This window comes from Myxococcota bacterium (genome assembly GCA_041389495.1).
Classification (GTDB): domain Bacteria; phylum Myxococcota_A; class UBA9160; order UBA9160; family UBA4427; genus JAWKRT01.
On the sequence record JAWKRT010000002.1, the window covers coordinates 40824 to 67537 of the forward strand.

The 26714-nt window shown below is 75.2% G+C and carries 22 protein-coding genes; 14 read left to right on the forward strand and 8 right to left on the reverse strand.

Going from position 1 to position 26714, the window contains the following annotated elements; all coding sequences use genetic code 11:
• The first annotated feature begins 329 nt into the window (after nt 1-329).
• Nucleotides 330-1352 carry an RNA pseudouridine synthase gene (locus R3E88_10820; protein ID MEZ4216959.1) on the forward strand — a complete coding sequence of 341 codons (1023 nt, stop codon included), beginning with the start codon at nt 330-332 and terminating at the stop codon, nt 1350-1352.
• 29 nt (nt 1353-1381) lie between these two features.
• Here the strand turns inward: R3E88_10820 and R3E88_10825 are convergent, their stop codons facing one another.
• From R3E88_10825 to R3E88_10835, 3 genes are read right to left on the reverse strand one after another with little or no spacing between them, the layout of a single operon-like run.
• A complete protein-coding gene (locus tag R3E88_10825) occupies nt 1382-3448 on the reverse strand; it encodes an ankyrin repeat domain-containing protein (GenBank protein ID MEZ4216960.1) in 2067 nt (688 codons plus the stop codon).
• Nucleotides 3435-4760, reverse strand: coding sequence for an NAD(P)-binding domain-containing protein (locus R3E88_10830; GenBank protein MEZ4216961.1), 1326 nt, complete (start codon nt 4758-4760; stop codon nt 3435-3437). The genes R3E88_10825 and R3E88_10830 overlap by 14 nt, the downstream gene beginning before the upstream one ends.
• A 36-nt stretch (nt 4761-4796) precedes the next feature.
• Nucleotides 4797-6956, reverse strand: a complete 2160-nt coding sequence (locus R3E88_10835) for a tetratricopeptide repeat protein (protein MEZ4216962.1) — start codon at nt 6954-6956, stop codon at nt 4797-4799.
• A gap of 423 nt (nt 6957-7379) precedes the next feature.
• Here R3E88_10835 and R3E88_10840 point away from each other — a divergent pair, with 423 nt between their 5' ends.
• The 3 genes from R3E88_10840 to R3E88_10850 all read left to right on the forward strand — a co-directional run bounded on the left by R3E88_10840 (nt 7380) and on the right by R3E88_10850 (nt 12093).
• On the forward strand, nt 7380-8300 hold the full coding sequence (locus tag R3E88_10840) for a hypothetical protein (GenBank protein MEZ4216963.1): 921 nt from the start codon (nt 7380-7382) through the stop codon (nt 8298-8300).
• 11 nt (nt 8301-8311) lie between these two features.
• Nucleotides 8312-9925, forward strand: coding sequence for a cytochrome C (locus R3E88_10845; protein MEZ4216964.1), 1614 nt, complete (start codon nt 8312-8314; stop codon nt 9923-9925).
• A 77-nt stretch (nt 9926-10002) separates the two neighbouring features.
• Entirely contained in the window at nt 10003-12093 is a 2091-nt protein-coding gene (locus tag R3E88_10850) for a cytochrome c3 family protein (protein MEZ4216965.1), read from the forward strand.
• A 37-nt stretch (nt 12094-12130) separates the two neighbouring features.
• On the opposite strand, the gene R3E88_10855 is transcribed toward R3E88_10850, so the two are convergent.
• Complete coding sequence (locus tag R3E88_10855; protein ID MEZ4216966.1) at nt 12131-12475, reverse strand: tetratricopeptide repeat protein; 345 nt, start codon at nt 12473-12475, stop codon at nt 12131-12133.
• A 110-nt stretch (nt 12476-12585) separates the two neighbouring features.
• Between R3E88_10855 and R3E88_10860 the strand changes: the two genes are divergently transcribed.
• Both R3E88_10860 and R3E88_10865 read left to right on the forward strand, forming a co-directional pair.
• Complete coding sequence (locus R3E88_10860) at nt 12586-12930, forward strand: SET domain-containing protein (GenBank protein MEZ4216967.1); 345 nt, start codon at nt 12586-12588, stop codon at nt 12928-12930.
• Between the two features lie 38 nt (nt 12931-12968).
• The gene (locus R3E88_10865; protein ID MEZ4216968.1) at nt 12969-13811 is read left to right on the forward strand and encodes an SDR family oxidoreductase; all 843 of its coding nucleotides are present in this window, start codon (nt 12969-12971) and stop codon (nt 13809-13811) included.
• Here R3E88_10865 and R3E88_10870 read toward each other — a convergent pair.
• Nucleotides 13808-15301, reverse strand: a complete 1494-nt coding sequence (locus R3E88_10870; protein ID MEZ4216969.1) for an NAD(P)/FAD-dependent oxidoreductase — start codon at nt 15299-15301, stop codon at nt 13808-13810. The genes R3E88_10865 and R3E88_10870 overlap by 4 nt on opposite strands.
• A gap of 164 nt (nt 15302-15465) precedes the next feature.
• Between R3E88_10870 and R3E88_10875 the strand changes: the two genes are divergently transcribed.
• From R3E88_10875 to R3E88_10910, 8 genes are all read left to right on the forward strand, one after another.
• Nucleotides 15466-16179, forward strand: a complete 714-nt coding sequence (locus R3E88_10875; GenBank protein ID MEZ4216970.1) for a hypothetical protein — start codon at nt 15466-15468, stop codon at nt 16177-16179.
• A 113-nt stretch (nt 16180-16292) separates the two neighbouring features.
• Nucleotides 16293-17537 carry an NAD(P)/FAD-dependent oxidoreductase gene (locus R3E88_10880; protein ID MEZ4216971.1) on the forward strand — a complete coding sequence of 415 codons (1245 nt, stop codon included), beginning with the start codon at nt 16293-16295 and terminating at the stop codon, nt 17535-17537.
• Between the two features lie 9 nt (nt 17538-17546).
• The gene (locus R3E88_10885) at nt 17547-18959 is read left to right on the forward strand and encodes a hypothetical protein (GenBank protein ID MEZ4216972.1); all 1413 of its coding nucleotides are present in this window, start codon (nt 17547-17549) and stop codon (nt 18957-18959) included.
• Entirely contained in the window at nt 18956-19822 is an 867-nt protein-coding gene (locus tag R3E88_10890; GenBank protein ID MEZ4216973.1) for an FAD-dependent oxidoreductase, read from the forward strand. The genes R3E88_10885 and R3E88_10890 overlap by 4 nt, the downstream gene beginning before the upstream one ends.
• The gene (locus tag R3E88_10895; GenBank protein MEZ4216974.1) at nt 19819-20394 is read left to right on the forward strand and encodes an FAD-dependent oxidoreductase; all 576 of its coding nucleotides are present in this window, start codon (nt 19819-19821) and stop codon (nt 20392-20394) included. The genes R3E88_10890 and R3E88_10895 overlap by 4 nt, the downstream gene beginning before the upstream one ends.
• Entirely contained in the window at nt 20391-21863 is a 1473-nt protein-coding gene (locus R3E88_10900; GenBank protein ID MEZ4216975.1) for a class I adenylate-forming enzyme family protein, read from the forward strand. Before R3E88_10895 ends, R3E88_10900 begins: the two co-directional genes overlap by 4 nt.
• A gap of 9 nt (nt 21864-21872) precedes the next feature.
• Nucleotides 21873-22622 carry a hypothetical protein gene (locus tag R3E88_10905; GenBank protein MEZ4216976.1) on the forward strand — a complete coding sequence of 250 codons (750 nt, stop codon included), beginning with the start codon at nt 21873-21875 and terminating at the stop codon, nt 22620-22622.
• 218 nt (nt 22623-22840) lie between these two features.
• The gene (locus R3E88_10910; protein MEZ4216977.1) at nt 22841-23068 is read left to right on the forward strand and encodes a hypothetical protein; all 228 of its coding nucleotides are present in this window, start codon (nt 22841-22843) and stop codon (nt 23066-23068) included.
• A 209-nt stretch (nt 23069-23277) separates the two neighbouring features.
• On the opposite strand, the gene mtgA is transcribed toward R3E88_10910, so the two are convergent.
• From mtgA to R3E88_10925, 3 genes are all read right to left on the reverse strand, one after another.
• Nucleotides 23278-23928: a monofunctional biosynthetic peptidoglycan transglycosylase gene (mtgA, locus tag R3E88_10915; protein ID MEZ4216978.1), complete on the reverse strand. Its 651-nt coding sequence runs from the start codon at nt 23926-23928 to the stop codon at nt 23278-23280.
• Nucleotides 23929-24084: 156 nt separating this feature from the next.
• Nucleotides 24085-24891 carry an enoyl-CoA hydratase-related protein gene (locus tag R3E88_10920; GenBank protein MEZ4216979.1) on the reverse strand — a complete coding sequence of 269 codons (807 nt, stop codon included), beginning with the start codon at nt 24889-24891 and terminating at the stop codon, nt 24085-24087.
• A 9-nt stretch (nt 24892-24900) separates the two neighbouring features.
• Nucleotides 24901-26517, reverse strand: coding sequence for an aromatic amino acid ammonia-lyase (locus R3E88_10925; protein MEZ4216980.1), 1617 nt, complete (start codon nt 26515-26517; stop codon nt 24901-24903).
• Nucleotides 26518-26714: the final 197 nt, after the last annotated feature.

Below are 26714 nucleotides of genomic sequence, written 5' to 3' on the forward strand. Positions count from 1 at the left end.
CTGCCGCTTCGCGATCCGGGGCCCAGAGACGACGAAGGCCGCGGAGCGCTGCCGCGGCCTTCTCTCGGATCCTGGTGCGCGCGTCAGCCGGCGCGGGACCCGGGCCGCGAGCCCGAGTGGCGAATCTCGCCGCGGATCTCGCCGCGGATGTCGCCGCGAATGCCGATCGCGATCGCGCTGGGAAGCCGGGAGTCCATTGGCGCGGCAGGGTACACGGGGGGCCGCGGGGAGTCCATCGAGCGCGGGAGATCGCGTGTTCGCGCGCCCGCACGGCGCGCGCGTCCGCGGCGCCGCGCGGGGCTACGCTGCCCGCCGGTGTGGAGGGTGGCATGGCGTCGTCGAGCGAAGGCGGAGCGCCGGCGGCGGGCCGCGAGGTCCGCATCGGCCGCGAGCTCGACGGCGAGCGCGTCGACCGCGGTCTCGCGCGCGCGCTCGGAATCTCGCGCGCGGCCGTGCGCCGGCTCCTCGACGACGAAGCGCTCTCGCTGCGCGCCTTCGCCGGTGCGGCCGCCGGTGCCGCGCGCGCACTGACGCTCGCCGACAAGGGCCGCCCGCTCGCCGCCGGCGACGTCGTCGCCGTGCGCGGCGCGGCGGCCCCCGACGAGCAGCGCGCCCTCGCGGCGCCCGAGCTCGCGCTCGCGGTGCTCGCGCGCGGCCCGGGCTGGATCGCGGTGGACAAGCCGGCCGGCCTGCCCGTGCATCCGCTGCGTCCGCGCGAGCGCGCGACGGCGCTCGGCTTCGTCGCCTCGCTGCGGCCCGAGGTGCACGGCGTCGGCGAGCGCGGCCTGCGCAGCGGCGTCGTCCACCGGCTCGACGTCGACACGTCGGGCGCGCTGCTCTTCGCGACCGAGCAGCGCACGTGGGAGCGGTTGCGCAGCGCGTTCGCGCGCGGCGACGTCGAGAAGCGCTACCGCGCGCTCGTCGCGGGCCGCGTCGAGCGCGCGGAGACGCAGCGCTTCCGCGTCGCGGTCGTGCGGCATCGGCCGGCGCTCGTGCGCGCGCGCCCGCTGCTCGCCTCCGCGCGCGAGCCCGACGACGCGCCGCGCGCGGGGACGCACGTCGCCGTGCAACGTCTCGAGCCGATCGCGTGCTTCGGCGACGCGTCGCTCGTCGAGATCCGCCCGAAGACGGGCTTCCTCCACCAGATCCGCGCGACGCTCGCGTGTCTCGGCCACCCGGTGCTCGGCGACGCCACGTACGGCGACGCGGCGACCGCCGCGCGCGCGGCGCGGCAGCTCCTGCACGCGGCGTACGTGCGCTTCGAGGAGGTCGAGGCGATCGCGCCGGACCCGGCCGACCTCGCCGCCGCGATCGAGCGGCTGCAGGCGGGCCGCGGCGACGGAGCTCGTTAGGCCCCGACCGGACTCGGGCCGCGCGCTCCTCAGTCTCCGAACAGCGCGCGGAACCCGCCGCTGCCCTTCTCGAGCAGCTCGACGAGCGCGGTGTCGCCGCGCCGCCGCGCGGCGTCGATCGCGCGCTCGCCGGCGTCGTTGCGCGCGCCGCGCCGCGCACCGCGCCGGAGCAGGACGCGGACGGTCTCGGTGCGCCCCTCGCGCGCGGCGACGAGCAGCGCCGTGTCGCGCCGCTCGTCGCGCGCGTCGGGGTCGGCGCCGGCGTCGAGCAGCGCGCGCAGCACGACGACGTCGCCGCGCTGCGCGGCGAGGTGGACGAGCGGCGTGCCGCCCGCCGTCACGGCACCTGCTTCGGCGCCGTCCGCGAGCAGCGCCGCGACGGTCTTCGCGCTTCCGCCGGACACGGCGATCTCGAGCGGCGTGCGCTCGTCGTCGCAGCGCGCGCGCGCCGGCGCGCGCGCTGCCAGCAGCGCGTCGGTCGCTTCGCCGTGTCCCGAGGCGAGCGCCGCGCAGAGCGCGGCGGCGCGGCGCGCGCCGTCGCGGTCGCGCGCGAGCAGGACGGCGAGCGCGTCGCGGTTCCCCGCGCGCGCGGCGGCGACGAGCGGCGTCTTCGGGAGGGGCTCGGCGTCGATGCGCGCACCCGCGTCGAGGAGGCGTTCGACGACCGCGCGCGAGCCCTGCTCGGCCGCGTGCGACAGCGCGCTGCGCCCGCTCCGATCGACGATGCTCGGGCTCGCGCCCGCGTCGAGCAGCGCGCTCGCGGCCTCGACGTGGCCGCCGCGCGCGGCCCAGGCGAGCGCGCGCACGCCGTCGCTCGTCTCCGACTCGGCGGGCGCGCCCGCAGCGAGCAGGCGCCGCACGACAGCGGCGTGGCCGGCGAGCGCCGCGCGCGTGAGTGCCGTGTGGCCCTCTGCGTCGCGCGCCGCGAGGTCCGTTGCACGGGAGGTCGACGCCGCGAGGAGCTCGGCGACGACCTCGTCCTGGCCGCGCGCCGCGGCGACGACGAGCGGGGGGCCGGATGCGTCGCCGGCGGCATCGCGCACGGTCTCCGCGAGCCATTCGGAGTGGCGCGCGGCCTCGCTCTGCTCGCGCAGGCTGCGCACGCCGCGCGCGCGCAGCAGGGCCGCGACGTCCGCGTGGTCGCCGGCGAGGGCGAGGTCGAGCGCGTTGCGTCGATCGGGGAGCGCGGTCGCCGCGCGGGCGCCGCGCGCGAGCAGCTCGCGCGTCGACGCCGCGTGCCCTTCGCGCGCCGCGAGCATGAGCGCCGTGAAGCCGAGGCGGTCGGCCGTGTCGAGCTTCGCCTTCGCCTTCGCGAGCGCGCGCACGGCCTCGAGGTGGCCCGACTCCGCGGCGACCATGAGCGGTGTGACGCCGCGGTCGTCCGCGGCGTCGATGCGCGCGTGGTAGCGCAGCAGCACGTCGATCGCGTCGGCGCCCGCGCGGCGCGCCGCGGCGTTGCCGCCGAGCGCCGCGGCGTCGTGCAGCGGCGTGCGGCCGCCGGCGTCGTGCGCGTTCGCGTCGGCACCGCGCGCGAGCGCGTCGCGCAGCAGCGCGACGTCGGGCGCGTCGAGCGCGCGCGCGAGCAGGACGTCCGGGTCGTCGGCGTGCGCGGCGGCCTCGCCCGCGCCCGTCGCGGCGGCCATCGACGACGCACCCGCGATCGCCGCGAGCTTGCGCTTCGCACCGACGTGGCCGCGCTGCGCGGCCTGCTCGTAGAGGGCGAGCGCGCGCGAGCGGTCGGCCTTCACACCGCGCCCCTTCTGCACCATCGCGGCGAGCGCGAAGGTCGCGTCGACGTGGCCCGCCTTCGAGGCGCGCTCGAGCCAGTGCGCGGCGCGCTCGTAGTCGACGTCGATGCCCGCGCCGGTGCGAAGCGCGACGCCGAGGCGGTACTGGGCCTCGGCGTTCCCGCGCTCGGCGAGCGGCTTCCAGATCGCGACCGCGCGCGCGGGCTCGCGCGACCGCACGGCGAGCTCGGCCTCGGCGAGGCGTTCGGCGGTCGTCGCGCCGACGAGCATCGCGGCGCAGAGGACGAGCGCGGTCGCGCGCAGGGCGCGCATCGCGAGGGCGCGCAGGGGGCGCCTAGCGTTCGCCATGGCGCGTCTCGATCGCGATGCCGGCCGCCTCGAGGAAGGACGTCGGGAGGACGCCGCCCGCGCACACGATCACCGCGTCGTTCGGGATCTCGCGCCGTTCGCCGGCGACGTCGAGCGCGACCTTGCGCACTCCGATCTCGAGCACGGTCGACCCGAGCCACACCTCGACGAGGCCCGCCGCCTTCGCCGTCGCGAGGCGCTCGCGGTTCTTCGCCTTGGCGCGGCCGAACGCCTTCTGGCGGTAGCTCAGCGTCACGGTCGTTCCGGCCACGTCGGCGAGCGACGTCGCCGCCTCGAGCGCGCTGTCCCCGCCGCCGACGACGAGCACGTGCTGGCCGCGGTACTGCTCGGCGTCGATCAGCCGGTAGACGACCTTCGAGCGGTCCTCGCCCGCGACGCCGAGCTTGCGCGGCGTGCCGCGCCGGCCGATCGCGAGCAGCACGAAGCGCGCGCGCAGCTCGCGGCGGTTGGTGCGGACGACGAACGACGAGCTTCCCGCCCGTTCGACGGCGTCGACGCGCTCGCTGTACGAGACGCGCACGCCCGTGCGCTCGGCGACGTCCTCCCACAGCGCGAGCAGCGCCTCCTTCGTCGTCTCGCGCAGCTCGACCTTCCCGTACATGGGGAGCTCGACGGGCGCGGTCATCACGATCTTGCCGCGCGGGTAGTGCGCGACCGTCCCGCCGAGCGTCTCCTGCTCGACCGTCTCGTAGCGGAGTCCGCGCTCGTGCGCGGCGAGCGAGGCGGAGAAGCCCGCGGGCCCGGCGCCGACGATGACGACGTCGAGCACGTCCGGGCCGAGCCCTTCCGGCGTGCCACACCCGCGCAGGCGCGAGGCGATGGCTTCGAGCGCCTGGCGACCCTGCTCGATGCCGTTGCGGATGAGTCCCATGCCGCCGAGCTCGCCCGCCACGAAGATGCCGCGCACGCTCGTCTCGAACTCCTCCGAGAGCTCGGGGATGTCGACGCCGCGCTCCTCGGTGCCGAGGACGAGCGCGATCGCGTCCTGCGGACAGACGTCCTTGCAGGCGCCGTGGCCGATGCAGTTCGCGGGCGTGACGAGGTAGGCCTTGCCGTGGATGAGGCCGAGCACGTCGTGCTCGGGACAGGCGGGAATGCACGTTCCGCAGCCGAGGCAGAGCGACGGGTCGATGTACGGGTGCAGCGACGCGGGCTGCATCATCCCGTCCTCGAGCGACGTCGCGAGCATCGCGCGCGCGCGGTGCGTCTGGCGCGCGCGGATGGCGGCGTAGGCGCCCCAGGCGAGCGCGATCGGGAGCGCGTAGACCCACGCGGCGGCGAGCTCTTCCATTCTCTTATCCCCGCTCTCCTCGAGCCCGGTCGCGGATCACGTTCCGAAGTCCCATCGGAGCACCAGCTCCGCGAAGTAACCCGTGGAGTCGACGCTCGCGGAGTCCTGGCCGAGCCCCTGCCGCCAGTCGAGGCCGACCTCGGCGTCGAGGACGAGCCGCTTCCATCGCCAGTCGAGCCGGACGCTCGGGCGCAGCGAGACCGAGTCCGGCGACTGGAAGGCCGCGCCGGTCGGCTTCGTGCGCCGGTAGTCGCCGCGCAGGCGCAGCGTGCCGCGAAGGTCGCGTCCGCGCAGCGGGACGCGCAGCGTGCCGAGCAGCGTCGTGATGTCCGTCGCCTCGCCGATGAAGTACCGGAGCGCCCCGCTCGTGAACGCACCCTGCACCGGGAAGTCGGAGCGGGTCGCGTTGAGGCCGATCGCGTAGTCGGGGCCGAACGGGTCGGTTCCCTGCACGCCGCCCGACGACGGCGTTCCCGCGACGCTCGAGACGGTGAAGTCGCCGCCGATCTGCAGACGCTCGTCGACGCGGTGCGTGAGCCCGAGCGACCCGGTGTACGTGCGCGCGGTGCGGTCCTTCGCGAGCTCGCGGATCTCGCTCTCCGAGAAGAGCGCGCGCAGGTCGGCGATCTGCGTGACCTGCGCATTCACGAAGGTCTGGCCGATCAGCGCGTTGTCGAGCGTCAGCACGGGCGAGTTGCGCGTCTCCGCGAGCAGGTACACGTCGGTGTGGCCGAAGACCGTGACGTTGCCCGTCAGCAGCGCGGTGTTGAGGGATCGGAAGACGACGTCGTAGTCGACGAAGGCGAGCCCGAAGCGTCCGGGCCGGGCGAAGCGAAGCTCGCCGCCGACGGCGAGGCGCTCCGTCATCGACGCCTCGCGCTGCCCGACGAGGAAGAGCTGCCCGGACAGGTCGCCGAACAGGCGGTCGCCGTCGAGCGCCGTGCCGAACAGGACGTTCTCGGTGTGCACGCCGAGCGCGGAGGTCGACTCGAGCGGGAAGCCCGCCAGCGCGCTCCACGTGAGCCGGTCCGAGAAGCGCCACGCGAGGTGGACGCCGTCGAAGCGACCGAGCACGCCGCCGTTCGCGCGCGACTGGCGGCCGATCGTCGCCGTGAGCGTCTCGGCCGGGTCGTTCGCGCGCAGGAGCAGCCGCGACACGCGCGTGTCGTCGCCGACGCCCCGCCCCTCGACGTCGTAGCGATAGCTCGCCACGGCCTCGGCGCGCAGGGCGAGCGACTCGGTGCGCAGGCGCCCGACGGCGCTCAGGTCTCCGATCAACGACGAGTCGTAGACCGCGCCGCCCGCGAAGTCGTCGATCGTCTCGAAGCGCGCATACGTGACGGCGGCGCTCCCGTAGAGATCGGCGCGCACGGGCTCCTCGGTCGCGCGCGCGGCCGCGCGCAGCTCCGCGGCCTTCGGCGCCTGCGCGGTGAGCATGGATTCGAGCCGCTGTCGCACGCGCGCGGACGCGTCGCCGTCGGGCCAGCGCGCGAGGTACTCCTCGTACTCCGCCCGCGCGTGCGGCAGCTGCCCGCGTCGCTCGTGCACGAGGCCGAGCAGCTCCTTCGCGTCGCGCAGCACGGCTTCGTCCGCGTCCGGCGCGTCGAGCTGCTTGCGCAGGAGCAGGATCGCGCGGTCGTCCTCGCCGTCGCGGATGGCGCGCCGCGCCTCGACGAGCAGGCGCGACGCGGCGAGCTCGCCGTCGCCGGCGGCCGGGGGCAGCGCGCGCGTGCCCGGTGTCTCGACGACGATCGCGATGCTGCGCCCGTCGTCGCCCTGCTCGACACGGAAGCGCACGGTGCGCGCGAACCGGACGACGAGCTCGGCGGGCTCCGCGCCGTCGGGGGTTCCACCGGGCGACTCCCAGGAAACCTCGGTCAGGCCTGCGGGCGAATCGGGCGGGGGCGGGAGCGACTCGCGCTTCGGCAGGGTGGTGTCGCCGATGACCTCGCCGAGGGCGAGGGGCTCGACCTCGATGCGGATCGTCCGGCCGCTGTTCGCGGGGCTGTGGCGCAGGTAGCGCACCGGCCGGTCGAGGCGGACGAGGATGCGCGTGCCGTCCTCGACCGCGCCGACCTCGATTTCGCGCAGCACGCGGCCGAGCGGCGGCTGCGCGGCGGCGCGGCGCGCGGGTGCCGCGGTGACGGCGAGCGCGAGCGCCGCGGCGAGGACGAGGAATCGGCGGTGGGCGCGCACGCGGAGCGTCTCTCTCCTGGCGACGGAGCGCAGGGCACGTGACGAAGGGCGGGCGGGACGGCGCCACTCTCGCGCCGCACCGCATCGCCCGGACCGTTCTGGAAGCTCGCTTCAGGAGGCCGCTCCATCGGCCGATCGAGACGCGAAGCGTAGAGGGGACGTCGACGAGCATCGGAGCGTTGCGCATCTGCGTCGGTGATTCGAGTCACGGATCGAACGATGCGCATCGACTAACAAGCGTCGCCACTGGGGTCGGGCGACGGTCGTGAGACATCCGGGCACGTACGATCGAGAAGAACGATCGGTCGGTAATCCGGAACCCATTGTTAGTTCATTGAGACTTCATGAGGCGGGTCGTTTCGCGATCGCGCAGGCGACCGGCGACTCCTAGGATCTGCGAGGAAGCACCGAGACGTGGCGGGCATGGGCGTCGCAGCGCAGCGAAGATCGCAGACCTCACCGCAGACGCCGCCGCACCGAGAAGGGAAGCGCGCGAAGCCGGCGGCGTCGTGCACCACCGCCGGCAAGGCGGCGACGAGCCCCGACCGCGTCTCGTGGCCGTTGCGCATCGCCGGCGTCGTCTGCCTCGCGCTCCTCGCCCTCGGCTTCGCGAACCGTCACGACACCGATCTCGTTCCCGACGCGGGCGTCGGCTACGCGCTCGGCATCGTCGGCCTCGGACAGATGGTGCTGATGCTCTCGTACTCGCTGCGCAAGCGGGTGCGCGCGATGCAGCGCGCGGGCGCCATCCAGCGCTGGTTCGAGGTGCACATGATCCTCGGCATCGCGGCGCCCACGGCGCTGCTCCTGCACTGCAACTTCGACCTCGGATCGCTCAACGCGAGCATCGCGCTCTTCTCGACGCTCTTCGTCGCGGGCAGCGGCATCGCCGGTCGCTTCCTCTACGTCCGCCTCCACCGCGGGTTGCTCGGCGAACGCGTCACGCTCTCCGCGCAGCTGGCCGAGCTGCGCAGCGAGCGGGGTGCGCTCGCGCAGGTGGCCGAGCGCGTGCCGGGACTCGGTCGCGGGCTCGACGAGCTCGCCGAGCACGTGATCGGACCGGCGCGGTCGGTGCCGGCGAGCCTGCGCCGCGCGCTCGTCGTGCCCTTCCGCGCGCGCACCTTCCGGGCGCGCGCCAAGCGCGCGCTCGTCGCGAACCTCGAGCCGCGGACGGCGCAGGCCGCGCTCCGCGCGCTCGACGAGTGGCTGCGCACGCTGCGGCGAACGGCGGTCATGACGTTCTACGAGTGGCTGTTCGGTCTCTGGCACGCCGTGCACGTGCCGCTGTGCGTCGTGCTCTTCGGGTCCGCCGCCGTCCACGTCGTCGCGGTGCACGTGTACTGATGCGCGCCCGGTTGGCGCGGGGCGCGCTCGTCGTCGCAGGGCTCGCGATCGCGCTCGCGGTGGCCGCGCCCGTGCGCGCCGCGCAGTGGGAGCGGCTCGTGATGCCCGGCAAGCTCGCCGCACCGCACGCCGACCTCGAGAGCGACTGCAAGAACTGCCACACGGGCGCCGAGGCAGGCAGCGAGTCGAAGCTCTGCCGCGACTGCCACGAGGAGGTCGCCGCGGATCTCGCGAACGGCGCCGGCTTCCACGGGCGCTCGCCCGCCGTCGCGGGCACCGAGTGCCGCACCTGCCACCCCGAGCACCGCGGCCGCGAGTTCGCGCTGATCGGTCTCGACCGCGCGGCGTTCGACCATGCGACGACCGACTTCGAGCTCGCCGGCGCCCACCGCCGCGCCGACTGCGCCGGCTGCCACGAGGCCGGCGCGAAGTTCCGCGAGGCGCCGAGCGACTGCTTCGCCTGCCACGAGGACGACGACGCGCACGCGGGCGAGATGGGCGAGAAGTGCGGCGACTGCCACGAGCCGGCCGCGTGGAAGCCCGCGAAGTTCGACCACGACGAGACCGAGTTCCCGCTCGTCGGCGAGCACCGCGACGTCGCGTGCGGGCTCTGCCACGTCGCGACCGCCGGCGGCGGGACGCGCTACGCGTCGACGCCGAAGGACTGCGGGAGCTGCCATCGCCTCGACGACGCGCACGAGGGCCGCTTCGGGCCGGCGTGCGGCGACTGCCACGACCCCGGCGGCTGGAAGCGCGCCGAGTTCGACCACTCGAAGACCGACTTCCCGCTGCGCGGCGCGCACGAGAAGACGGCCTGCGAGACGTGCCACGTCGAGCCGCCCGGCGAGGTCGACCTGCCGACGGATTGCGGCTCGTGCCACGAGCTCGACGACCCGCACCGCGGATCGCGGGGCCCGAAGTGCGCGACCTGCCACTCCGAGGTGAGCTTCGCGCGCACGCGCTTCGACCACGAGAAGGAATCGGGCTTCGCGCTCGAGGGCGCGCACGCGCAGGCGAAGTGCGAGTCGTGCCATCCCGCAGGCACGCAGGCGAAGATCGAGGATCAGACCTGTGTCGGCTGCCACCGCGCCGACGACGCACACGCCGGGCAGCTCACGCAACGCGGCGTCGGCTGTGCGGAGTGTCACGGTCAGGAGCAGTGGTCGCACCCGATCCGTTTCGATCATGACCTGGCGGGCTTCCCCCTCCTCGGCCTCCACGCGGCACTCGCGTGCGAGGCGTGCCACGTCGACGCGCGCTTCGCCGACACGCCGCGCACGTGCGTCGCATGCCACCGCCAGGACGATCCGCACCGCAAGGCGCTCGGGCCCGCGTGCGCCGACTGCCACAACCCGAACGGCTGGGCCGTCTGGTCGTTCGACCACGACGTCCGCACGACCTATCCGCTGCACGGCAAGCACGCGGGGCTCCAGTGCGAGGCGTGCCACGTGACGCCGACCGACGGCGCGGTGCGCGCCTCTCGCGACTGCATCGACTGCCACGCCGAGGACGACGCGCACCGCGGCAGCTTCGGGCGCAGCTGCGAATCGTGTCATTCGGAGGAGGCGTGGGAGAACGCTCGACTCGGGACGTTGCGACCGCGCAAGGGGGGAAGCTCGCGATGACCGGCTGCGGAACGCGACTCGGAAGAACCGCCGCCGCCGCGCGGCTCGTTCTGCTGTCGGCGCTGTTGCTCTGCGCGTTGCACGCGCGGACCGCGCTCGCCCAGCAGCCGGTCGACTTCGACCACGACCTCACGCGCTTCCCGCTCGTCGGCGCGCACGACCGCACGCCGTGCGAGAGCTGCCACGTGGGCGGTCGCTTCACGGGCACGCCGCGCAGCTGCGCCTACTGCCACGACGGAACCACCAAGTTCGCGGTCACCGCGAAGCCGCAGGACCACGTTCCGACGAGCGTCGAGTGCGACGAGTGCCACAACGCGCGCTCCTGGCTGCCGGCGCGCATGGAGCACGGCGACGTCACCGCGCGCTGCGACACCTGCCACAACGGCGGCATCGCGGCGGGCCAGGGGCCGAACCATCCTCCGGCCTCGAACCAGTGCGGCGACTGCCACGGCACCGTCAGCTGGCTCCCCGCCGTCTTCGACCACTCGGGCGTCGCGCCCGGCACGTGCATCACGTGCCACGACGGCATGACCGCACAGGGCAAGAACCCCGGCCACGTCCCGAGCCCGAACGAGTGCGACCTCTGCCACTCGACGCGCCGCTTCACGCCGGCCTCGACCTTCGACCACACGGGCGTCGCGCCCGGCACGTGCATCACCTGCCACGACGACTCGACCGCGCGCGGCAAGCCGGGCAACCACATTCCGACGACGACCAACGCGTGCGACGTCTGCCACACGACCGTGTCCTTCGTGCCGGCCGCGAAGTTCGATCACACGGGTGTCGCGCCGGGCACGTGCATCACGTGCCACGACAACATGACGCAGCCCGGCAAGCCGACGAACCACCTGCCGACGTCGAACACGTGCGACGACTGCCACACGACGGCGGCCTGGCTCCCCGTGCTGCACTTCGATCACTCGGGGGTCGCGCCGGGCACCTGCTACACGTGCCACAACGGCAGCGCGGCGACGGGCACGCCGACGGGCCACGTCGCGACGTCGACCAACGCCTGCGACGTCTGCCACACGACCGACGGATGGGTGCCGGCCTCGAACTTCGACCACTCGGGCCTCGCTCCCGGCAGCTGCTTCACGTGTCACGACGGGAACACGGCCGAGGGCCGGCCGCGCAACCACATCCCGACGACGACGAACGCCTGCGACGTGTGTCACTCGACGGTGGCCTGGCGGCCCGCGTCGGGCTTCGACCACTCGGGAGTCGCGCCGGGCACGTGCATCACGTGCCACGACAACATGACGCAGCCCGGCAAGCCCGGGACCCATCTCCCGACGTCGAACACGTGCGACGACTGCCACACCACGGCGTCGTGGGTGCCCGTGCTGCACTTCGACCACTCGGGGGTCGCGCCGGGCACGTGCTTCACGTGCCACAACGGCGGGCCGGCGAGCGGGAAGCCCGGCAACCACATCCCGACCACGACCAACCAGTGCGACCTGTGCCACACCACGGACGGCTGGTCGCCCGCGGCGCGCTTCGACCACACGGGTGTCGCGCCGGGCACGTGCTTCACGTGTCACAACGGCGGAACGGCGCCCGGCAAGCACCCGAAGCACCTGCCGACGTCGAACACGTGCGACGACTGCCACACGACGGCGGCCTGGCTGCCCGTGCTGCACTTCGACCACTCGGGCGTCGCGCCGGGCACGTGCATCACGTGTCACGACGGCGGGACGGCGACGGGCAAGACGACGAACCATCCGCCCGCGCCCAACACGTGCGACGACTGCCACACGACGAACGGCTGGCTCCCCGTGCTCGCGTTCGACCACTCGAACGTGGTGCCCGGCACGTGCGCGACCTGCCACGGCGTCTCGGCGCAGGGCAAGCCGTCCGGCCACTTCAACACCCAGCTCTCGTGCGACTCGTGCCACACGACGACGACGTTCGCGAACCCGCGCTACACGCACACGGGGCCCTACCCGGGAGACCACCGCGCGAACCTCGCGTGCCGGGACTGCCACACGAGCAACTCGCAGACGATTCCGTGGCGCTTCCCGAGCTACCAGCCGGATTGCGCGGGCTGCCACGCGAACGACTTCAAGGCGGGGCCGCACAAGGGCGCGACCGTGTCGCAGCTGCGCGACTGCGCGGGCTCGTGCCACAAGGCGAGCGAGCACCGTGTGACGGACCGGTCGTGGGACTGAGCGCGAAACGCGCTCGGCGCGGCGGGGGAGCGCGGGCCTAGCGCGCGCCGCCGCCCGGCTTCATCTGCAGGCGCATGGCGGCGCCGCGCGCGTCCTCGGCGGCCGGAATGTCGCCCTTCTGCATGAGGATGCGCGAGAGGTTCGTGTGCGAGAGGGGCTCGTCGGGCTCGAGCTCGACGAGCCGCTGCGCGGCCTCGATCGCGGCGTCGAAGTCGCCCGCCTGCGCGAGCGCCATCGACAGCCCGTTCCACGCGATCGCGAGCGTCGCGTCCGCCTCGAGAGCGCGCCGGTAGAGCGCGATCGCCGGCTCGAGCTCGCCCTTCGCGAAGTGCTGGAAGCCCTGCTTGTAGAGAGCGCGTGCGTCGTTCGTCGTCTCGGACATGGGGGGCAGTATAGAAAGGTGCAGCCGGCGCGCTGCCCGCGCGGTGCGCGCGTGTAGAATCCGCGCGTGCCGGCCACCGATCGCGTTCGCTCCCCCGTTCGAGCTCGCGCGTGAGCGAGCGCCCGCGGAACGCCGGCGCCTGGCGGCGCATCCGCGTCGGCCCGAGCCCGCGCCACGGGACGGGCGTCTTCGCGCGCGCGCGCATCCGCACGGGCGCGCGCATCGGCGCCTTCGAGGGGCGGCCGACGCGTCGCGACGGCCCCCACGTGCTCTGGCTCGTCGACGACGACGGCAGCGCGGAGGGGCTGCTCGTCGAGAACGAGCTCCGCTACCTCAACCACTCGCGGCGCCCGAACGCGGAGATCGACGGGACGGACCTCTACGCCCTCCGCAACATCCAGCCGGGTGCGGAGATCCTGATCCACTACGGCGCCGACTGGAACGACGTCGACTAGCGACCGCGCGCACCCGCGCGGGAACGGAGGGAGCGCGGATGCGGAGGCTCGCGGGTCGGGTGGCCGTCGTGACGGGAGCGGCGAGCGGGATCGGCCGCGCGCTCGCGCTCGCTCTCGCCGAGCGCGGCTGCGCGCTCGCGCTCGTCGACGTCGATGCGGCGGGGCTCGCCGCGCTCGAGCGCGAGCTCGCGGCGGCGAGCGCGGGAGCGGGCCGCGAGGTGCGCGTGTCGACGCACGTGGCGGACGTGGCGGATCGCGCGCGCATGGCCGCGCTGCCCGGCGAGGTCGTCGCGGCACACGGCGCCGTGCACGTGCTCGTCAACAACGCCGGCGTCGCCACGCTCGACCTGCTCGAGGAGCACCCGCTCGAGGACTTCGACTGGCTGTTCGGCATCAACTTCTTCGGCGTGCTGCACGGCTGCGCGTTCTTCCTGCCGCATCTGCGCGCGCAGGACGAGGCGCACATCGTCAACGTGTCGAGCATGTTCGGGTTCGTCGGACTGCCGCGGAACGCGGCCTACTGCGCGAGCAAGGCGGCGGTGCGATCGCTCTCCGAGTCGCTCCAGGCGGAGCTCGCCGGCTCGAACGTGTGCGTGACGAGCGTGCACCCGGGCGGTGTGAAGACGAGCATCATCCGCTCCGCGCGCGGGCGCGACGAGGGCGTGCGCGCCGAGGTGCAGGGCTTCTTCGATCGCCGCGCGCGCGCGCCCGAGGTCGCCGCGCAGCGCATCGTGCGCGCGATCGAGCGCGGAAGCTGGCGCATCCGGATCGGCGCGGAATCGGTGCTCGCGGACTGGGCGAAGCGGATCGCGCCGGTCGCCGCCCAGCGCGCCATCGCCGCGCGCTTCCGGCGCGCGGGCGGCGCGGGGCCGGCCGCCTAGCGAACGTCGTCGCCGAGCACCGTGCGCGCGGCCGCGACGCCCGACGCGACGGCTCCCTGCACGCCCGGGCCCGGCTGCGTCCAGTGTCCGGCGAGGTGCAGGCCGGCGACCGCGCCGCGGGCCGCGAGCCGCCCGTGGCCGACCTGCTCGGGGCGCGCCGCCCAGCCGTACATCGCGCCGTCGGTGTTCCGCGTGTAGCGCTCGAACGTGCGCGGCGTCGCCGACTCGACGAAGCGGAGCGACGCGCGCAGCCCCGGGAACGCGCGCTCGGCCTGTCGCAGCAGCTCGTCCTCGTAGCGCTCCTTCGCCGCACGCCACGAGCGCTCGAGCGACATCGGGAGCAGCACCGTGATGGCGAACAGGTGCTCGCCCTCGGGCGCGAGCACGCCGTCCGCGAGCGTGGGCACCGTGAACCCGATGCGGCTCGGCCGTCCGCGCAGTGCGTTCGCGTGATCCTCGTCGTGGCTCCACGTGCGGTAGAGGAACATCTCGTGCGCGGCGCCCGCGGCCGCGAGGTCGAGCGTCGTCGCGCCGTATACCACGAACGCGGAGAGACTCGGCTCGAACGCGGCGAGCTCCTTGCCCGCGCCCTCGGGCAGGTGTTCGAGGCCCACCATCTCCTCGAAGGTCTGCCGCGCATCGGCATTCGAGACGACGACGGGCGCGTCGATGCGCTGTCCGTTCTCGAGCACGACGCCGGCGACGCGCCCGCCGTCGACGCACACGCGCCGCACGCTGCTCTTGAGCAGGACCTCTCCGCCGTCGCGCACGATCGCGAACGCGAGCGCGTCGGCGAGGCGCTGGAAGCTTCCGCGGCAGTACCACGCGCCCTGCTCGAGGTAGGCGGCGAGCATCATCGCGAAGTAGTGGAACGAGAGGCGCGACGGCGGCAGCCCGAGATAGGGCCAGAGCGCGCCGAGCGCGGCCTTCGCGTGCGCGTCGCCGACGTGCGCGTCGAGCACGCGCGCGAGCGTCGAGCGGTGGTAGCGGCGCAGCGTGGGGAGCGAGCGCGCGTGGGTGAGCACGGCGTCGAGACGTCCGAGCTCCTCGACGCGCTCGGTCTCCTCGCGGATCGCCAGGCAGTCGCGCAGGAAGCCCGCGATGCCCGCGCGCTCGCCCGGAAAGGCGCGCGCGTGCGCGTCGAGGAACGGCTCGACGCCGAGCGGCGCATCGATGCGCAGGCCCGGGAAGACGGCGGCGTAGAAGGGATCGACGCGCACGAGGTCGACCCGGTCGGCGACGCCGAGCTCGCCGAGCAGCGCGGCGACCGGGCCGGTCCCGCCGCCGCTCATCAGGTGCACGGCGGAGTCGAACTGGTAGCGCTTGCGCTTGAAGGCGTGCGCATAGCCACCGGGGCGGTCGTGGCGCTCGACGACGAGCACCTTGCGTCCCGCCTTCGCGAGCCGGGCCGCGGCGGCGAGCCCGCCGAGGCCGGCGCCGATCACGACGACGTCGTAGCGGTCGTCGCGGGATTCGCGGTGGAAGCGCATGGTCGGGAGAGCCTCCCCTCGACGCGGCCCGCGACGCAGGGCCCGTGGCGAAGACCGGCAGTGACCGTCGATCGATCATAGCGGGACGGCGTCCGCGCCCGTTAGCTTCTTCGCCGCTCCGGAGGCCCGCTGCGTTGCGCCCGCGCTCGACGATCGCCGAACTCGTGGATTCCTCGCTCGGCCCGGCGCGGCTCCGCCGCGCCGGGGCGCTGCTGCGCGGGGTGCTCGTGGCCGCGGCGCTCCTCCACCCGATCGCGATCGGCCTGCTGATCGGCTGGCGGGGGAGCCGCTTCGCCGCGGCGGGGGTCGCCGCCGTGGCGGCCGGGCTCGGCATCGCGCGCTGGCTCCTGCTCGCGCGCTCGCGGAGCGCGCGCGTGTTCACCGCGCTCGAGCACGGCGGCGCCATCTGGATCGCCGGGCTCGCCTTCCTCGCGCGGAGCCCGCGGCTGCTGCAGTCGCTCGCCTCGCTCGCGTGCTTCTACGTCTCGATGCGCATCGCGGCCTCCCTCTTCGAGGAACGCACGTTCGTCGAGCGCTGGTCGCGCCGCATCGATCTCGACTTCCCCGACTTCAAGGCGCCCTACTGTCGGGCGATCACGTTCCTGTGGTGCGTGTTCTTCGCGGCGCAGTCGTTCGGGCTGCTCTGGGCGGTCCAGCGCGCGAGCCTCACGGGCTGGATGCTCGCGGCCGGAGCGCTCTTCCACGCGAGCGGCGTCGCGCTGCTCGCGGCCGAGTTCGCGCTGCGGCAGTGGTGGTTCCGCGACTACGGACGCGGCCCGGTGAGTCGCGCCTTCGCGAGGCTCTTCCCGGCGACGGACACCGCGCGCGGGCGGCGCTCGCTCGCGTGGCGCGCCGGCCATCGCTACCGCCAGACCTGATCCCCGATCCCGTCGTGCGAGGTCGTGCGAGGTCGTGCGAGGTCGCGCGGTGCGCCGCGGCGGGGCCGCGCGTCGCGTTGCCCGCCTCCGGGTCGCGACGTAGGATCGGCGCCATGCCCACGCTCGATCGCGACGCGACGGTGGCCGTGCTCGGCGCCGGCCCGGCCGGCTGCGCCCTCGCCACCTGGCTCGCGCGCGCGGGTCGCCGCGTCGTGCTCTTCGACGCCGGTCGCCGCCCGCCGCTCGTGATCGGCGAGTCGCTCGTCCCCGCCATCGTGCCGTTCCTGCGCGACCTCGGCGTCGAGGACGAGGTGCGCGGCTACAGCACGTTCAAGCCCGGCGCGACCTTCGTCCTGCGCGACGGCCAGATGAGCTTCCGCTTCGACGAAGTGCGCAAGGCGACGACGACGTACAGCTACAACGTCCCGCGCGATCGCCTCGACCGCTCGCTGCTCGAGGCGGCGCGGCGCGCCGGCGCGCACGTCGTCGAGCACACGGCCCGCTTCGCGCGCGACGGCGCGCGCATCGCGCTCGCGGAGGAGACGATCGACGCCGCGCGCCCGTTCCTCTCCGGCCCGCCCGACCTCGTCGTCGATGCGACGGGCCGCGCGCGCGCGTTCGCGCGCGCGTTCGACCTCCCCACGATCGAGGGCGGGCGCAAGGACACCGCGCTGTTCGCGCACTGCGAGGGCGTGCCGCTCGTCGTCGAGGGCAACGTGCACACCGACCAGCTCGAGCGCGGCTGGAGCTGGCGCATCCCGCTCCCCGGCCGCGTGTCCGTCGGGCTCGTGCTCGACGGCGAGTTCATCCGCGGCTTCGGCGACACGATCGAGGAGCAGTACGACCGCTACCTCGCGTGGGACCCGGCGATCAAGGCGTGGGGCGGCGAGCCGAAGCGCATCTCGCCGGTCCTCAAGTACACGAACTACCAGCTCACCGCGACGCAGGCGTTCGGCGAGAACTGGGCGATCGTCGGCGACGCATTCGGGTTCGTCGATCCGGTGTTCTCGAGCGGCCTGCTGATCGCGCTCGATTCGGCCCACGCCCTCGCGCGCGCGATCGCCGCGGGCACCGACGCCGCGTTCGAGCGCTACCAGGCGCACACGCTGCGCCACCTGCGCAACTGGCAGCAGGTCGTCGGCCACTTCTACGACGGGCGGCTCTTCACGCTGTTCCGCGTCGGCGATCGCATGCGGCAGATGTGGCTCGGCCGGCTGATGGACTTCCACTTCGCGAAGCACCTCCCGCGCGTCTTCACGGGCGAGGCGACCACGAAGCGCTACAGCGTCGGGCTGCTCGAGTTCATGTGTCGCTACGGACTCATGGACGACGACCCGGCCGACCTCGCCGTTCGCTAGTCGCGCCGCGTGACTCCGTCCGGCGAGATGCCCGCCCGCCTCCCGCTCACGGGCGCCGACTGCTTCCTGCGCGCCTTCGACGCCGAGACGCGCCGCACGGGCGGTGCGAGTCACCTCTCGCAGCTCGTGCTGCGGCTCGGCCCGGGCTTCGACCCGACGCGCTTCGAGCGCGTCGTGGAACGCGTCGCGCTCGCGTGCCCGATCGTGCGCGCGCCGATCCGGCGCCCGGCGTTCCGCCCGCCCGCGTACCGGCTCGACCTCGCGCCGCGCGCGGCGCTGCCCCGCATCGCCGTCCATCACTCCGCGCTCCCGCGCGGTCGCGCCGCCTTCGCGGGCGACGAGCCGATCCCGGCGGTGTTCTTCGAGCGCCTGAACGCGCCGATGGCGCTGCGCCGCGGTGAGCTCCTGCGCTTCGACGTCGTCCGCCACGCCGCGCCCGACGGCGCGGATGCGGGCACCGACCTCGCGATGACGTGGGCGCACATGCTCATGGACGGCAGTGGGAGCGAGAACGTGCTCGCGCACCTCGCCGCGGTCGACGCGGGAGCGCGCGCACCCGATGCGCTCCCGGCCGACGAGTGGGCGCCGCAGATCGCGCCCCTCCCGGCGACGCTGCGCGAGCGCGGCGAGCGCGCGCGGACGTGGCACGCGCACCTGCTCTCGTTCGCGCGCGCGCGGCCCGTCTCCCCGGCCGGCCCGCTGCGCCGCGTTCCGCAGGAGCTTCGCTATGCGAACGACTGGATGGACGAGGCCGAGAGCGCGCGCGTCTTCGAGCGCGCGAAGGCGAAGGCCGGCTTCCTGACGCCGATGCTCTTCTACCTGGCCGCCGCGGTGCGCGCGCACGCCGCCGTGCTGCGCGCGCGCGGAACGGCCGTGCCGAGCTGGGTCGTGCCGCTCCCGGTGAACGCGCGTCCGCGCGGCAGCGAGGGCGCGCTCTTCCGCACGCGCGTCTCGATGCTGTGGTTCCAGCTCCTGCCCGAGCAGATCGCGACGCTCGACGGCGCGATCGACGCGCTCAAGCAGCAGCGCCACGCCCTCATCAAGTCGGGCGCCGTCGAGAACGGGATGGCCGCGATGGATCTCGCGCGCCACGCGCCGATGCGCGCCTACTCCGCGCTCGCGCGGAGCGCGTTCCGCGGCGAGCTCTGCTCGTTCTTCTTCGCGTGGACGGGCGAGTTCGCGCCGGGTGTCGCGTCGCTCTGCGGCGCTCCGGTGCGCAACGCCTTCCACACGCCGTCGGTTCCCGCGTCGCCCGGCAGCGGCGCCATCCTCTGCAGCCGCGCCGGCCGGCTCAACGCCGTGCACGTCCACCAGCGCGGCGTCTTCCGCGACGACGAGCTCGCGCTCTACCGCGCCGCGCTGCGCGCCGACCTCGTCGGCGCGGAGGGCGACGGCGCGCGCGCGAGCGGCGGTGGCGGATGAGCGCGCGGCCGTCTCCCGCGCGCGACGGCGCGGGCGCGTGCGGCGAGCCGGATCGCCCGCGCGCGGGTCGCACCGCGGAGTTCGACGTCGCGGTGATCGGCGCGGGGCCGGCCGGCTGCGCGGCCGCGCTCGCCGCCGCTTCGCTCGGCGCGCGCGTGCTGCTCGTCGATCGCGGCCCGGCGCTCGGCGGCAACGTCGGCAACGCCTTCGTGCACACGATCTGCGGCCTGTACGAGCTGGCCGACGACGGGCCGGCGCGCTTCGCGAGCCCGGGCCTCGCCTCGCGCGTCGCGGTTGCGCTCGTTCGCGCGGGCGCGGCGGGCGAGCTCGAGCGCGCGGGCCGGGTGTGGGTGCTGCCGACGGACCCGCGCGCCTTCGCGCGCGCGCTCGATCGCGCGCTCGCGCGCGAGCCGGCGATCGAGCGCGCGCTCCCGGCCGAGCTCGTCGCGCTCGAGCTCGGCGCGCCCGGCGCGGCGCACCGCCTCTCGCTCGGCGCGCCGCGCGAGGTGGGGCTCGGCGCGCCGGGCGCGCGCGCATCCGCCGGCGGCGAGGGCCGCGCGGCGCGCGGCGCGCCTTCTGCCGCGCGCACCGTCGCCGCGTGGATCGCCATCGACGCGAGCGGCGACGGCGACGCCGCCGCACTCGCCGGTGCGGCGACCGAGATCGAGCCCCCGGACGCGCTGCAGAATCCGTCGTACGTCCTCGCGCTCCGCGGCGTCGCGGCGGATGCCGTGCGCGGCTTCGCGCGCATGCGGCTCGCCGCGGCGACGGAGCCGCCGCGCGGCACGGCGCGCTCCCGCGTGGCTGCGAGTCGCTCCTCTTCCGCCCCGGCCTGCGCGACGGCGAGGCCTTCGTCACCGTGAACCTGCGCAAGCCCGACGGCGCGCCGTTCGACCCGCTCGACGCCGCGCAGCGCGAGCGCCTCGCCGCGCGCGCGCGCGCCGACGCGGCGGCGCTCGTCGCCTTCCTGCGGCGCGAGCGCGCGGGCTTCGAGGCGGCCGAGCTCGGCGAGTCGGCCGCGCGCATCGGCGTGCGCGAGGCGCGGCGCGTGGTCGGCTGCGCGCGCATCGAGGCCGCCCACGTGCTGCGCGCAGTGCGCACGCGCGACGAGGTCGCGCGCGCGTGCTGGCCGATCGAGCTGTGGCACGGGCACGAGCGCGCCCAGCTCGAGCACGTCGACGGCGCGTGCTCCGTGCCGCTCGGCGCGCTCGTCGCGCGCGACCATCCGCGGCTCGCGATGGCGGGGCGCTGCCTCTCGGCCTCGCACGAGGCGCTCGGCTCGCTGCGCGTGATCGGCACTGCGCTCGCGACCGGCGAGGCCGCGGGCGCGGCGGCCGCGCTCGCCGCGAACGCGCGCGGCGACCTCGGCTGCGTCGAGCCCGCGCGCGTGCGCGAGGCCATCGCCGCGCGCGCCGACCTGGCCCTGCTCCCGTGAACGTCGTCGACGCCATCCGCGACATCGCCCGCGCGCGCCCGCGCCACCCGGCGATCCTCGAAGGCGCGCGCGCCGAGCCGGGGCAAGGCGCACGCGCGGCGGGCGACGTCGCGATCGACTACGCGACGCTCGTCGCGCGCGTCGAGTCGCGCGCCGACGCGCTCGTGCGCGCGGGCGTGACGCGCGGCGAGCGCATCGGTCTCGTGGCGCGGCAGGGCGCGGGCTTCATCGAAGCCGCGCTCGCGATCCTCGCGGCCGATGCGTGCTTCGTGCCCATCCCCGATGGCACGGCCGGCGCGGCGCTCGACGAGGCCGTGCGCGAGTCCGCGCTCCACGGCGTCGTCGAGGAGTCGGAGGGGTTCGCGCTCCGGCGCGTCGACGGTGCGCGCGCGTGCGGCGAGGCCGGGATCGACGGCGAGGGCGAGCGCGCATTCCGCGCGCTCCACCCCGCCTATCTCCGCTTCACGTCCGGGACGACGAACGAGCGCAAGGGCGTCGTCGTCGGCCACGAGGCGGTCGCGGCCCGGCTCGCGAACGCGAATCGCGCGCTCGGCATCGGGCCCGAGGACCGCATCCTGTGGCTGCTGCCGATGGCGCACCACTTCCTCGTCTCGATCCTGCTCTACCTGCGCGCGGGTGCGACGGTGCTGCTGCCGGCGAGCACGTTCCCGCGCGACGTGCTCGCGCTCGCCGCGCGCGCACGCGCCACCGTCTTCTACGCGTCGCCCTACCACTACCGGATGCTCGCGAGCGACGACTCGGGCGTCGCGCTCGACGGCGTGCGCCTCGCGGTGTCGACGGCCGACGGCCTGCGCGCCGAGGTCGCGCGCGCGTTCGCGCTCCGCTTCGGCATCCCGCTCGTGCAGGCGCTCGGGATCATCGAGGTCGGGCTCCCCGTCGTGAACGCGGCGAGCGCGGCGGCGAAGCCCGAGGCGCTCGGCCGCCCGGGCGCCGACTACGACGTGTGGCTGCGCGCCGAGGACGGCTCGCGCATCGAGCCCGGCGCGTCGTCGCCGGAGCACACGGGCGAGATCTGCATCCGCGGGAGCGGGCTGTTCGACGCCTACCTGCGGCCGTGGCTGCCCGCGGCGCGCGCGATCGAGCCCGACGGCTTCCGCACGGGCGACCAGGGCTACTTCGACGCCGACGGCGACCTGCACCTCGCCGGCCGCCGCGCGAACCGCATCAACATGGCGGGTATGAAGTTCTTCGCCGAGGAGGTCGAGGCCGTGCTCGACGCGCACCCCGGCGTGCGCGTCTCGCGCGTGTTCGCGAAGGAGCACGCGCAGCTCGGGCAGATCCCGGTCGCGGAGTTCGTGCCGGTCGAGCCCGCCGACGCGCCCGATCGCCGCGCGCTCACCGCGCACTGCCGCGCGCGGCTCGCCGCCTACAAGATCCCGCGCGAGTTCACGCCCGTCGCCGAGATCGCCATGACGCCCACCGGCAAGGTGCGGCGCGCGGCTCGCTAGGCTCGGCGCGTGCCGCTCCCGCGCCGTCTCCCGTCGCCCGGCCAGGCGCTCACCGCGATCGTGCTCGCGCTCGCAGCCTTCGGCTATCCGGCGCTCTCCGAGTGGCTCCTCGACCGCTTCGGCACGCGCGCCGTGGCCACCGCGATGCTGGGCGTCGGAGCGGCGAGCTTCGCGGCGCGGCTCGCGCTCGAGCGGCGCCCGCTCGCGCTCGCCGGGCAGTTCGCGGGGGCGTTCGCGCTGCTCGCGCTCGCCGCGGTCAGCGACGATCGGGCCTGGCTGCGGCTCTTCCCGGCGCTCGTGAACGCCTATCTCGCGGTGCTCTTCGCGGCGACGCTCGCGACCGAGTCGTCGATGATCGAGCGCGGCGCGCGCGCCATGCAGCCCTACCTGCCGAAGTTCACGCGGCCCTACTGCCGCGCCGTCACGGCGCTCTGGGTCGGGTTCTTCGCGGCGAGCGCAGTGGCGATCGCGTTCGCCGCGGTGCGCGCACCCGAGCACTGGCGGGCCGTCGCGACGACCGGCTATTTCGCGGCCGTCGCCGCGCTGTCGGCCGTCGAGTTCGCCGTGCGCAAGGCGCGCTTCCGCAACTACGCCGGTGGACCGCTCGACCGCGCGTTCGCCGCGCTCTTCCCCGCCGAGGCGACGGAGCGCGGCCGACGCTCGCTCGCCTACGTGCGGCGCATGCACGAGCTCGGCTACGGGCCCGGCGGCCCGCGCGAGGGCGAGCCGCCTCCCGACCTCGGCCCGCTCGACCCCTAGCACGCGCGCGCGCGACGTCCCGTCGCGCGTGCCGACTTCGCGGGCAGCGCCGCTCGCGAAGCGGGCAGCGCGCGCGTGCGCTCCGCGCGCGCGCGGTCACGCATGAGCCGGCGCGCGTCGAGCTGGGCCGCGCGCATCCCAGTGCGACGCGTTGGCATCGCGGATGCACTCGCCTCGCGACGAACCCGCTCGATGGAAGAGCGGTGGAGGTGAGAGCGATGGGCAGGACGTGCGCGTGGTGCGAATCGGTGCTCGGGAGTGCGATCGGCCGGCAGACGACCGTGAGCCACGTCCTGTGCACGGGATGCCTCGAGGATCTGCGGACGGCGCTCGAAGCGCAGCACCTGCGGCCGGTCGCGCGCGCGCAGGGGCCGCTCGCGCAGACGGCGGACGGGCCGCTGCACGTGCCCGTCACGTCGGGTCGCACGCGGCGGCGCGCGGCCTGACGCACTGCGGGCGCGGCGCGCAGGCGCGCGCCCGCGCGAGGTGATGCGCGGGTCCGGCGGACGGACCCGCGCGCGGGAGATCGAGGAAGGCGACGAGCGAGAGGAGGAGCGGATCGATCGCGGGTGGGCGCGGCGGCGCGTCGCGGACCGGTCGGGCAACGGGCGCACCGACCGACGCCGCGGCGCGCCGCCTGACCGCGCCGCGCCCGTCAGAGACGCGCGAGCACGCTCGCGCCGCCGAGCCGCCGCATCGAGCGCTCGATCTCGCTCGCGCGCTCGGCGACCCAGGGCGACGGACGCCCCGCCGAGAGTCGCTTCGGGCTCGGGAGCACGGCGGCGAGCAGCGCGGCCTGGCGCGTCGAGAGCGCAGCCGGCTCCGTTCCGAAGAGCTGGCGGCTCGCGGCGGCGACGCCGAACACGCCCGGCCCGAACTCCGCGACGTTCAGGTACACCTCGAGGATGCGCCGCTTCGGCCAGAGCGCCTCGATCCAGACCGTCAGGTAGGCCTCGAGGCCCTTGCGCGCGAGGCTCCGCCCCGACGTCAGGAACAGGTTCTTCGCGACCTGCTGCGTGATCGTGCTCGCGCCGCGGCCGCGCCGCTCGTGCAGCAGCGCGCGCTCGATCTGCGCGAAGTCGAAGCCGCGGTGCTCGGGGAACTTCTGGTCCTCGGAAGCGATGACGGCGACCTGCAGCGCGGGCGCGATGCGCTCGATCGGCGTCCAGCGCCGCGGCGCGCGCGGGCGGACGTCGTCGCGCAGGATGAAGGCGCTCGTCGGCGGGTTCACGACGCGCAGCAGCGCGACCGCGAAGCCCGGCGCGAGGGCCGCGAGGAGCGCGGCGAGGCCGGCCGCGCGAGCGATGCGACGCGGGAGAGCACGGCGCCCGGGCGCGCGCCGCCCGCGCGCGTCCGTCGGCGCGTCGCCGCGCTCGCTCCCGCCGCGCCGGCGCCGTGCGCGCCGCCCGCGCCCGCGCCGTGCCGTCGGCCGCGACCGCGCGCCCCGCGCCATCGCGCGCGCCTATCGACCTTCGAAGCGCGGGGCTCGCTTCTCCATGAACGCGCGCGGACCCTCGACGGCGTCCTGCGAGCGGGTCACGCGCGCCGCGCACTCCTGCTCGACGGCGAACGCCTCGTCCCACGGGAGCGTCGCCGTGCGGAGCGCGGTCTCCTTGATCGCCTCGAGCGAGAGCGGCGCGTTCGCAGCGATGCGCTCCGCGAGCTCGAGCGTCGTCTCCATCAGCCGCTCGCGCGGGACGACGCGGTTCACGATGCCCATGCGGTGGGCGTCGTGCGCGGAGAAGCGATCGCCGGTGAGCAGCATCTCCATCGCGTGCGCCCAGGCGAGCTGGCGCGGGAGGCGCACCATCGAGCCCGCCGCGGGCACGATGCCGCGGCGCGGCTCGGGGAGCCCGAACGTCGCGTGCTCGGCCGCGACGCGCACGTCCGTGCACTGCAGGATCTCCATGCCGCCGCCGAGCGCGTGGCCGTTCACGGCCGCGAGGATGGGCTTGTAGATCGGCCGCAGCTTCAGCACGAGCTGCTTCGAGTACGACGGGTTCGCGAGGAAGCGGCGCTCGACGTCGGTCTCGGGCTCGCGCGCGCCCGTCCAGAGCGGGATGAGCTTTCCGAGGTCGCCGCCCGAGCAGAAGGCCTGGTCGCCCGCGCCCGTCAGGATCGCGACCCGCAGTGCGCGGTCGCTCGCGAGCTCGTCCCACGCCTCGTTCAGCAGCACGAACGACTCGGCGGTGAGCGCGTTGTGCGCCTCCGGCCGGTTGAAGGTGATGAACGCGATGCCGTCGCGCTTCTCGAAGAGGAGGTCTGCCACGCCGTCCGCCTAACGTCGCACCGCGAGCTCGCCGCTGTCCGCGGGGTCGCCGACGGGGAGCTCGCCGCGCCGCAGCAGCGCGAGCACCGTCTCGATGTCGCGGTCCTGGCGGCGATCGGCGGTGTTCGGCTCGACGGCCTTGCGCAGCGCGCGCTGCAGATCGCGGCTGCGCACGGCGACGGCCTCGGCGCCGCGCAGGTCGACGGCCTGCACCACGGCGAGCAGCGCGATCGCCGCCACCGTCTCGGTGAGCTCGAGGATGCGCAGGCACTCGCGCACCGCGATCGACCCCATGCTCACCTTGTCCTGGTTGTGCGACTCGGTGCTGCGGCTGAACGCGCTCGCGGGCGCCGTCAGCTTGAGCGCCTCGGCCGTGAGCGCGGACGCCGTGATCTGCATGGCCTTGAACCCGTGGTGGACGACGCGGTCGGGCCCCGTGCGCGCGACGAGGTTCTCGGGCAGCCCGCCGCTCGTCTCGGGCGTGCAGAGCAGGACGAGCTGGCGATCGAGGAGGTCGGCGACGCTCGCCACGGCGGCCTTGAGCGCGTCCATCGCGAAGCCCACGTGTCCGCCGTAGAAGTTGCCCCCGTGGAGGGCGTCGCCCGTGTCCGGGTCGATCAGCGGGTTGTCGTTCGCGCCGCAGAGCTCCGTCTCGACGAGCTCGCGCGCGAAGCGCAGCGCGTCGAGCAGCACGCCGACGACCTGCGGCGCGCAGCGGATCGAGTAGCGGTCCTGCACGCGCGCGGGTGCGGGGCGCGTCGAGGCGACGGCCGGGTCGGGCGCGAGGTCTTCGCGGATCCAGCGCGCGGCGAGCTGCTGGCCGGGGTGCGGCTTCGCGATGCCGATGCGCGCGTCGAAGTGCGCGGGGTTGCCGCGCGTCGCGTCGCTCGCGACGGCGGTGATGGCGCACGCCGCGCGCGCGAGCTGCTGCGCGCGGCCGAACGCGATGCAGGCGAGGCCCGTCATCACGCTCGTTCCGTTCATGATCGCGAGGCTCTCCTTGGGCTCGAGCGCGAGCGGCGCGAGGCCGGCGCGCGCGAGCGCCGCGGCCGCGGGCACGACCGCGCCGTCGACGCGCGCCTCGCGCTCGCCGACGAGCAGCGACGCGACGTAGGAGAGCGGCGTGAGGTCGCCGCTCGCGCCGACCGAGCCCTCGGCGGGAATGCACGGCAGGATGCGCCGGCTCGCGAGCTCGCACAGGCGCTCGACGAGCACGGGCCGCACGCCCGAATAGCCCTGTGCGAGCGACGCCGCGCGCGCGACGAGGACGGCCGCGGCCTCCTCGTCGTCGAGGAGCCGGCCGGTCCCGCAGCCGTGGAAGCGGACGAGGTTGAGCGGGAGCTCGGCGTGGAGCTCCTCGGGAATCGCGTTCGCGACCGACGCCCCGACGCCGGTCGTGACGCCGTAGAGCGGGTTGCCCGAGCGCCGGAGTCGCTCGACCGCCGCGTGCGAGGCGTCGAGCCTCGCACGCACGCGCGAGTCGGCGTCGAGCTCGACGCGCGCGCGGCCCGCGGCCACCGCGAGCACGTCTTCGACCCGCAGCGAGCCGCGGCCGAGCACGACGCTCGAGCGCTCTTCCCGGGGCTCGGCAGGACGGCTCGTCGTGGGGCGGGCGCGCTTCGTCATGCGAGCGCCCAATCATAACGGCCCCGGCCGCGCGAGCGACTCGCGCGCCCTCGCGATCGGTGCCGTGGGGTATAGTCGCCGGCCGCGCCGCGCTCCGGCCCCGAGCCGCCGGGGCCGGCGGGCCGGCCCCGCCGCGGCGCACGAGCGCCGAGGCGCCCGGGCGGGACGGGCCGGCGTCCGACCGGACCGAGCGCGAT

Bases quoted from the DNA above. Each gene is read 5' to 3' on its own strand.
- R3E88_10925 (MEZ4216980.1), bottom strand. From the start codon at position 26,517: ATGACGAAGCGCGCCCGCCCCACGACGAGCCGTCCTGCCGAGCCCCGG.
- R3E88_10910 (MEZ4216977.1), top strand. From the start codon at position 22,841: ATGGGCAGGACGTGCGCGTGGTGCGAATCGGTGCTCGGGAGTGCGATC.
- R3E88_10855 (MEZ4216966.1), bottom strand. From the start codon at position 12,475: ATGTCCGAGACGACGAACGACGCACGCGCTCTCTACAAGCAGGGCTTC.
- R3E88_10825 (MEZ4216960.1), bottom strand. From the start codon at position 3,448: ATGGCGAACGCTAGGCGCCCCCTGCGCGCCCTCGCGATGCGCGCCCTG.
- R3E88_10840 (MEZ4216963.1), top strand. From the start codon at position 7,380: ATGGGCGTCGCAGCGCAGCGAAGATCGCAGACCTCACCGCAGACGCCG.
- R3E88_10870 (MEZ4216969.1), bottom strand. From the start codon at position 15,301: ATGCGCTTCCACCGCGAATCCCGCGACGACCGCTACGACGTCGTCGTG.
- R3E88_10865 (MEZ4216968.1), top strand. From the start codon at position 12,969: ATGCGGAGGCTCGCGGGTCGGGTGGCCGTCGTGACGGGAGCGGCGAGC.
- R3E88_10820 (MEZ4216959.1), top strand. From the start codon at position 330: ATGGCGTCGTCGAGCGAAGGCGGAGCGCCGGCGGCGGGCCGCGAGGTC.
- R3E88_10880 (MEZ4216971.1), top strand. From the start codon at position 16,293: ATGCCCACGCTCGATCGCGACGCGACGGTGGCCGTGCTCGGCGCCGGC.
- R3E88_10830 (MEZ4216961.1), bottom strand. From the start codon at position 4,760: ATGGAAGAGCTCGCCGCCGCGTGGGTCTACGCGCTCCCGATCGCGCTC.
- R3E88_10890 (MEZ4216973.1), top strand. From the start codon at position 18,956: ATGAGCGCGCGGCCGTCTCCCGCGCGCGACGGCGCGGGCGCGTGCGGC.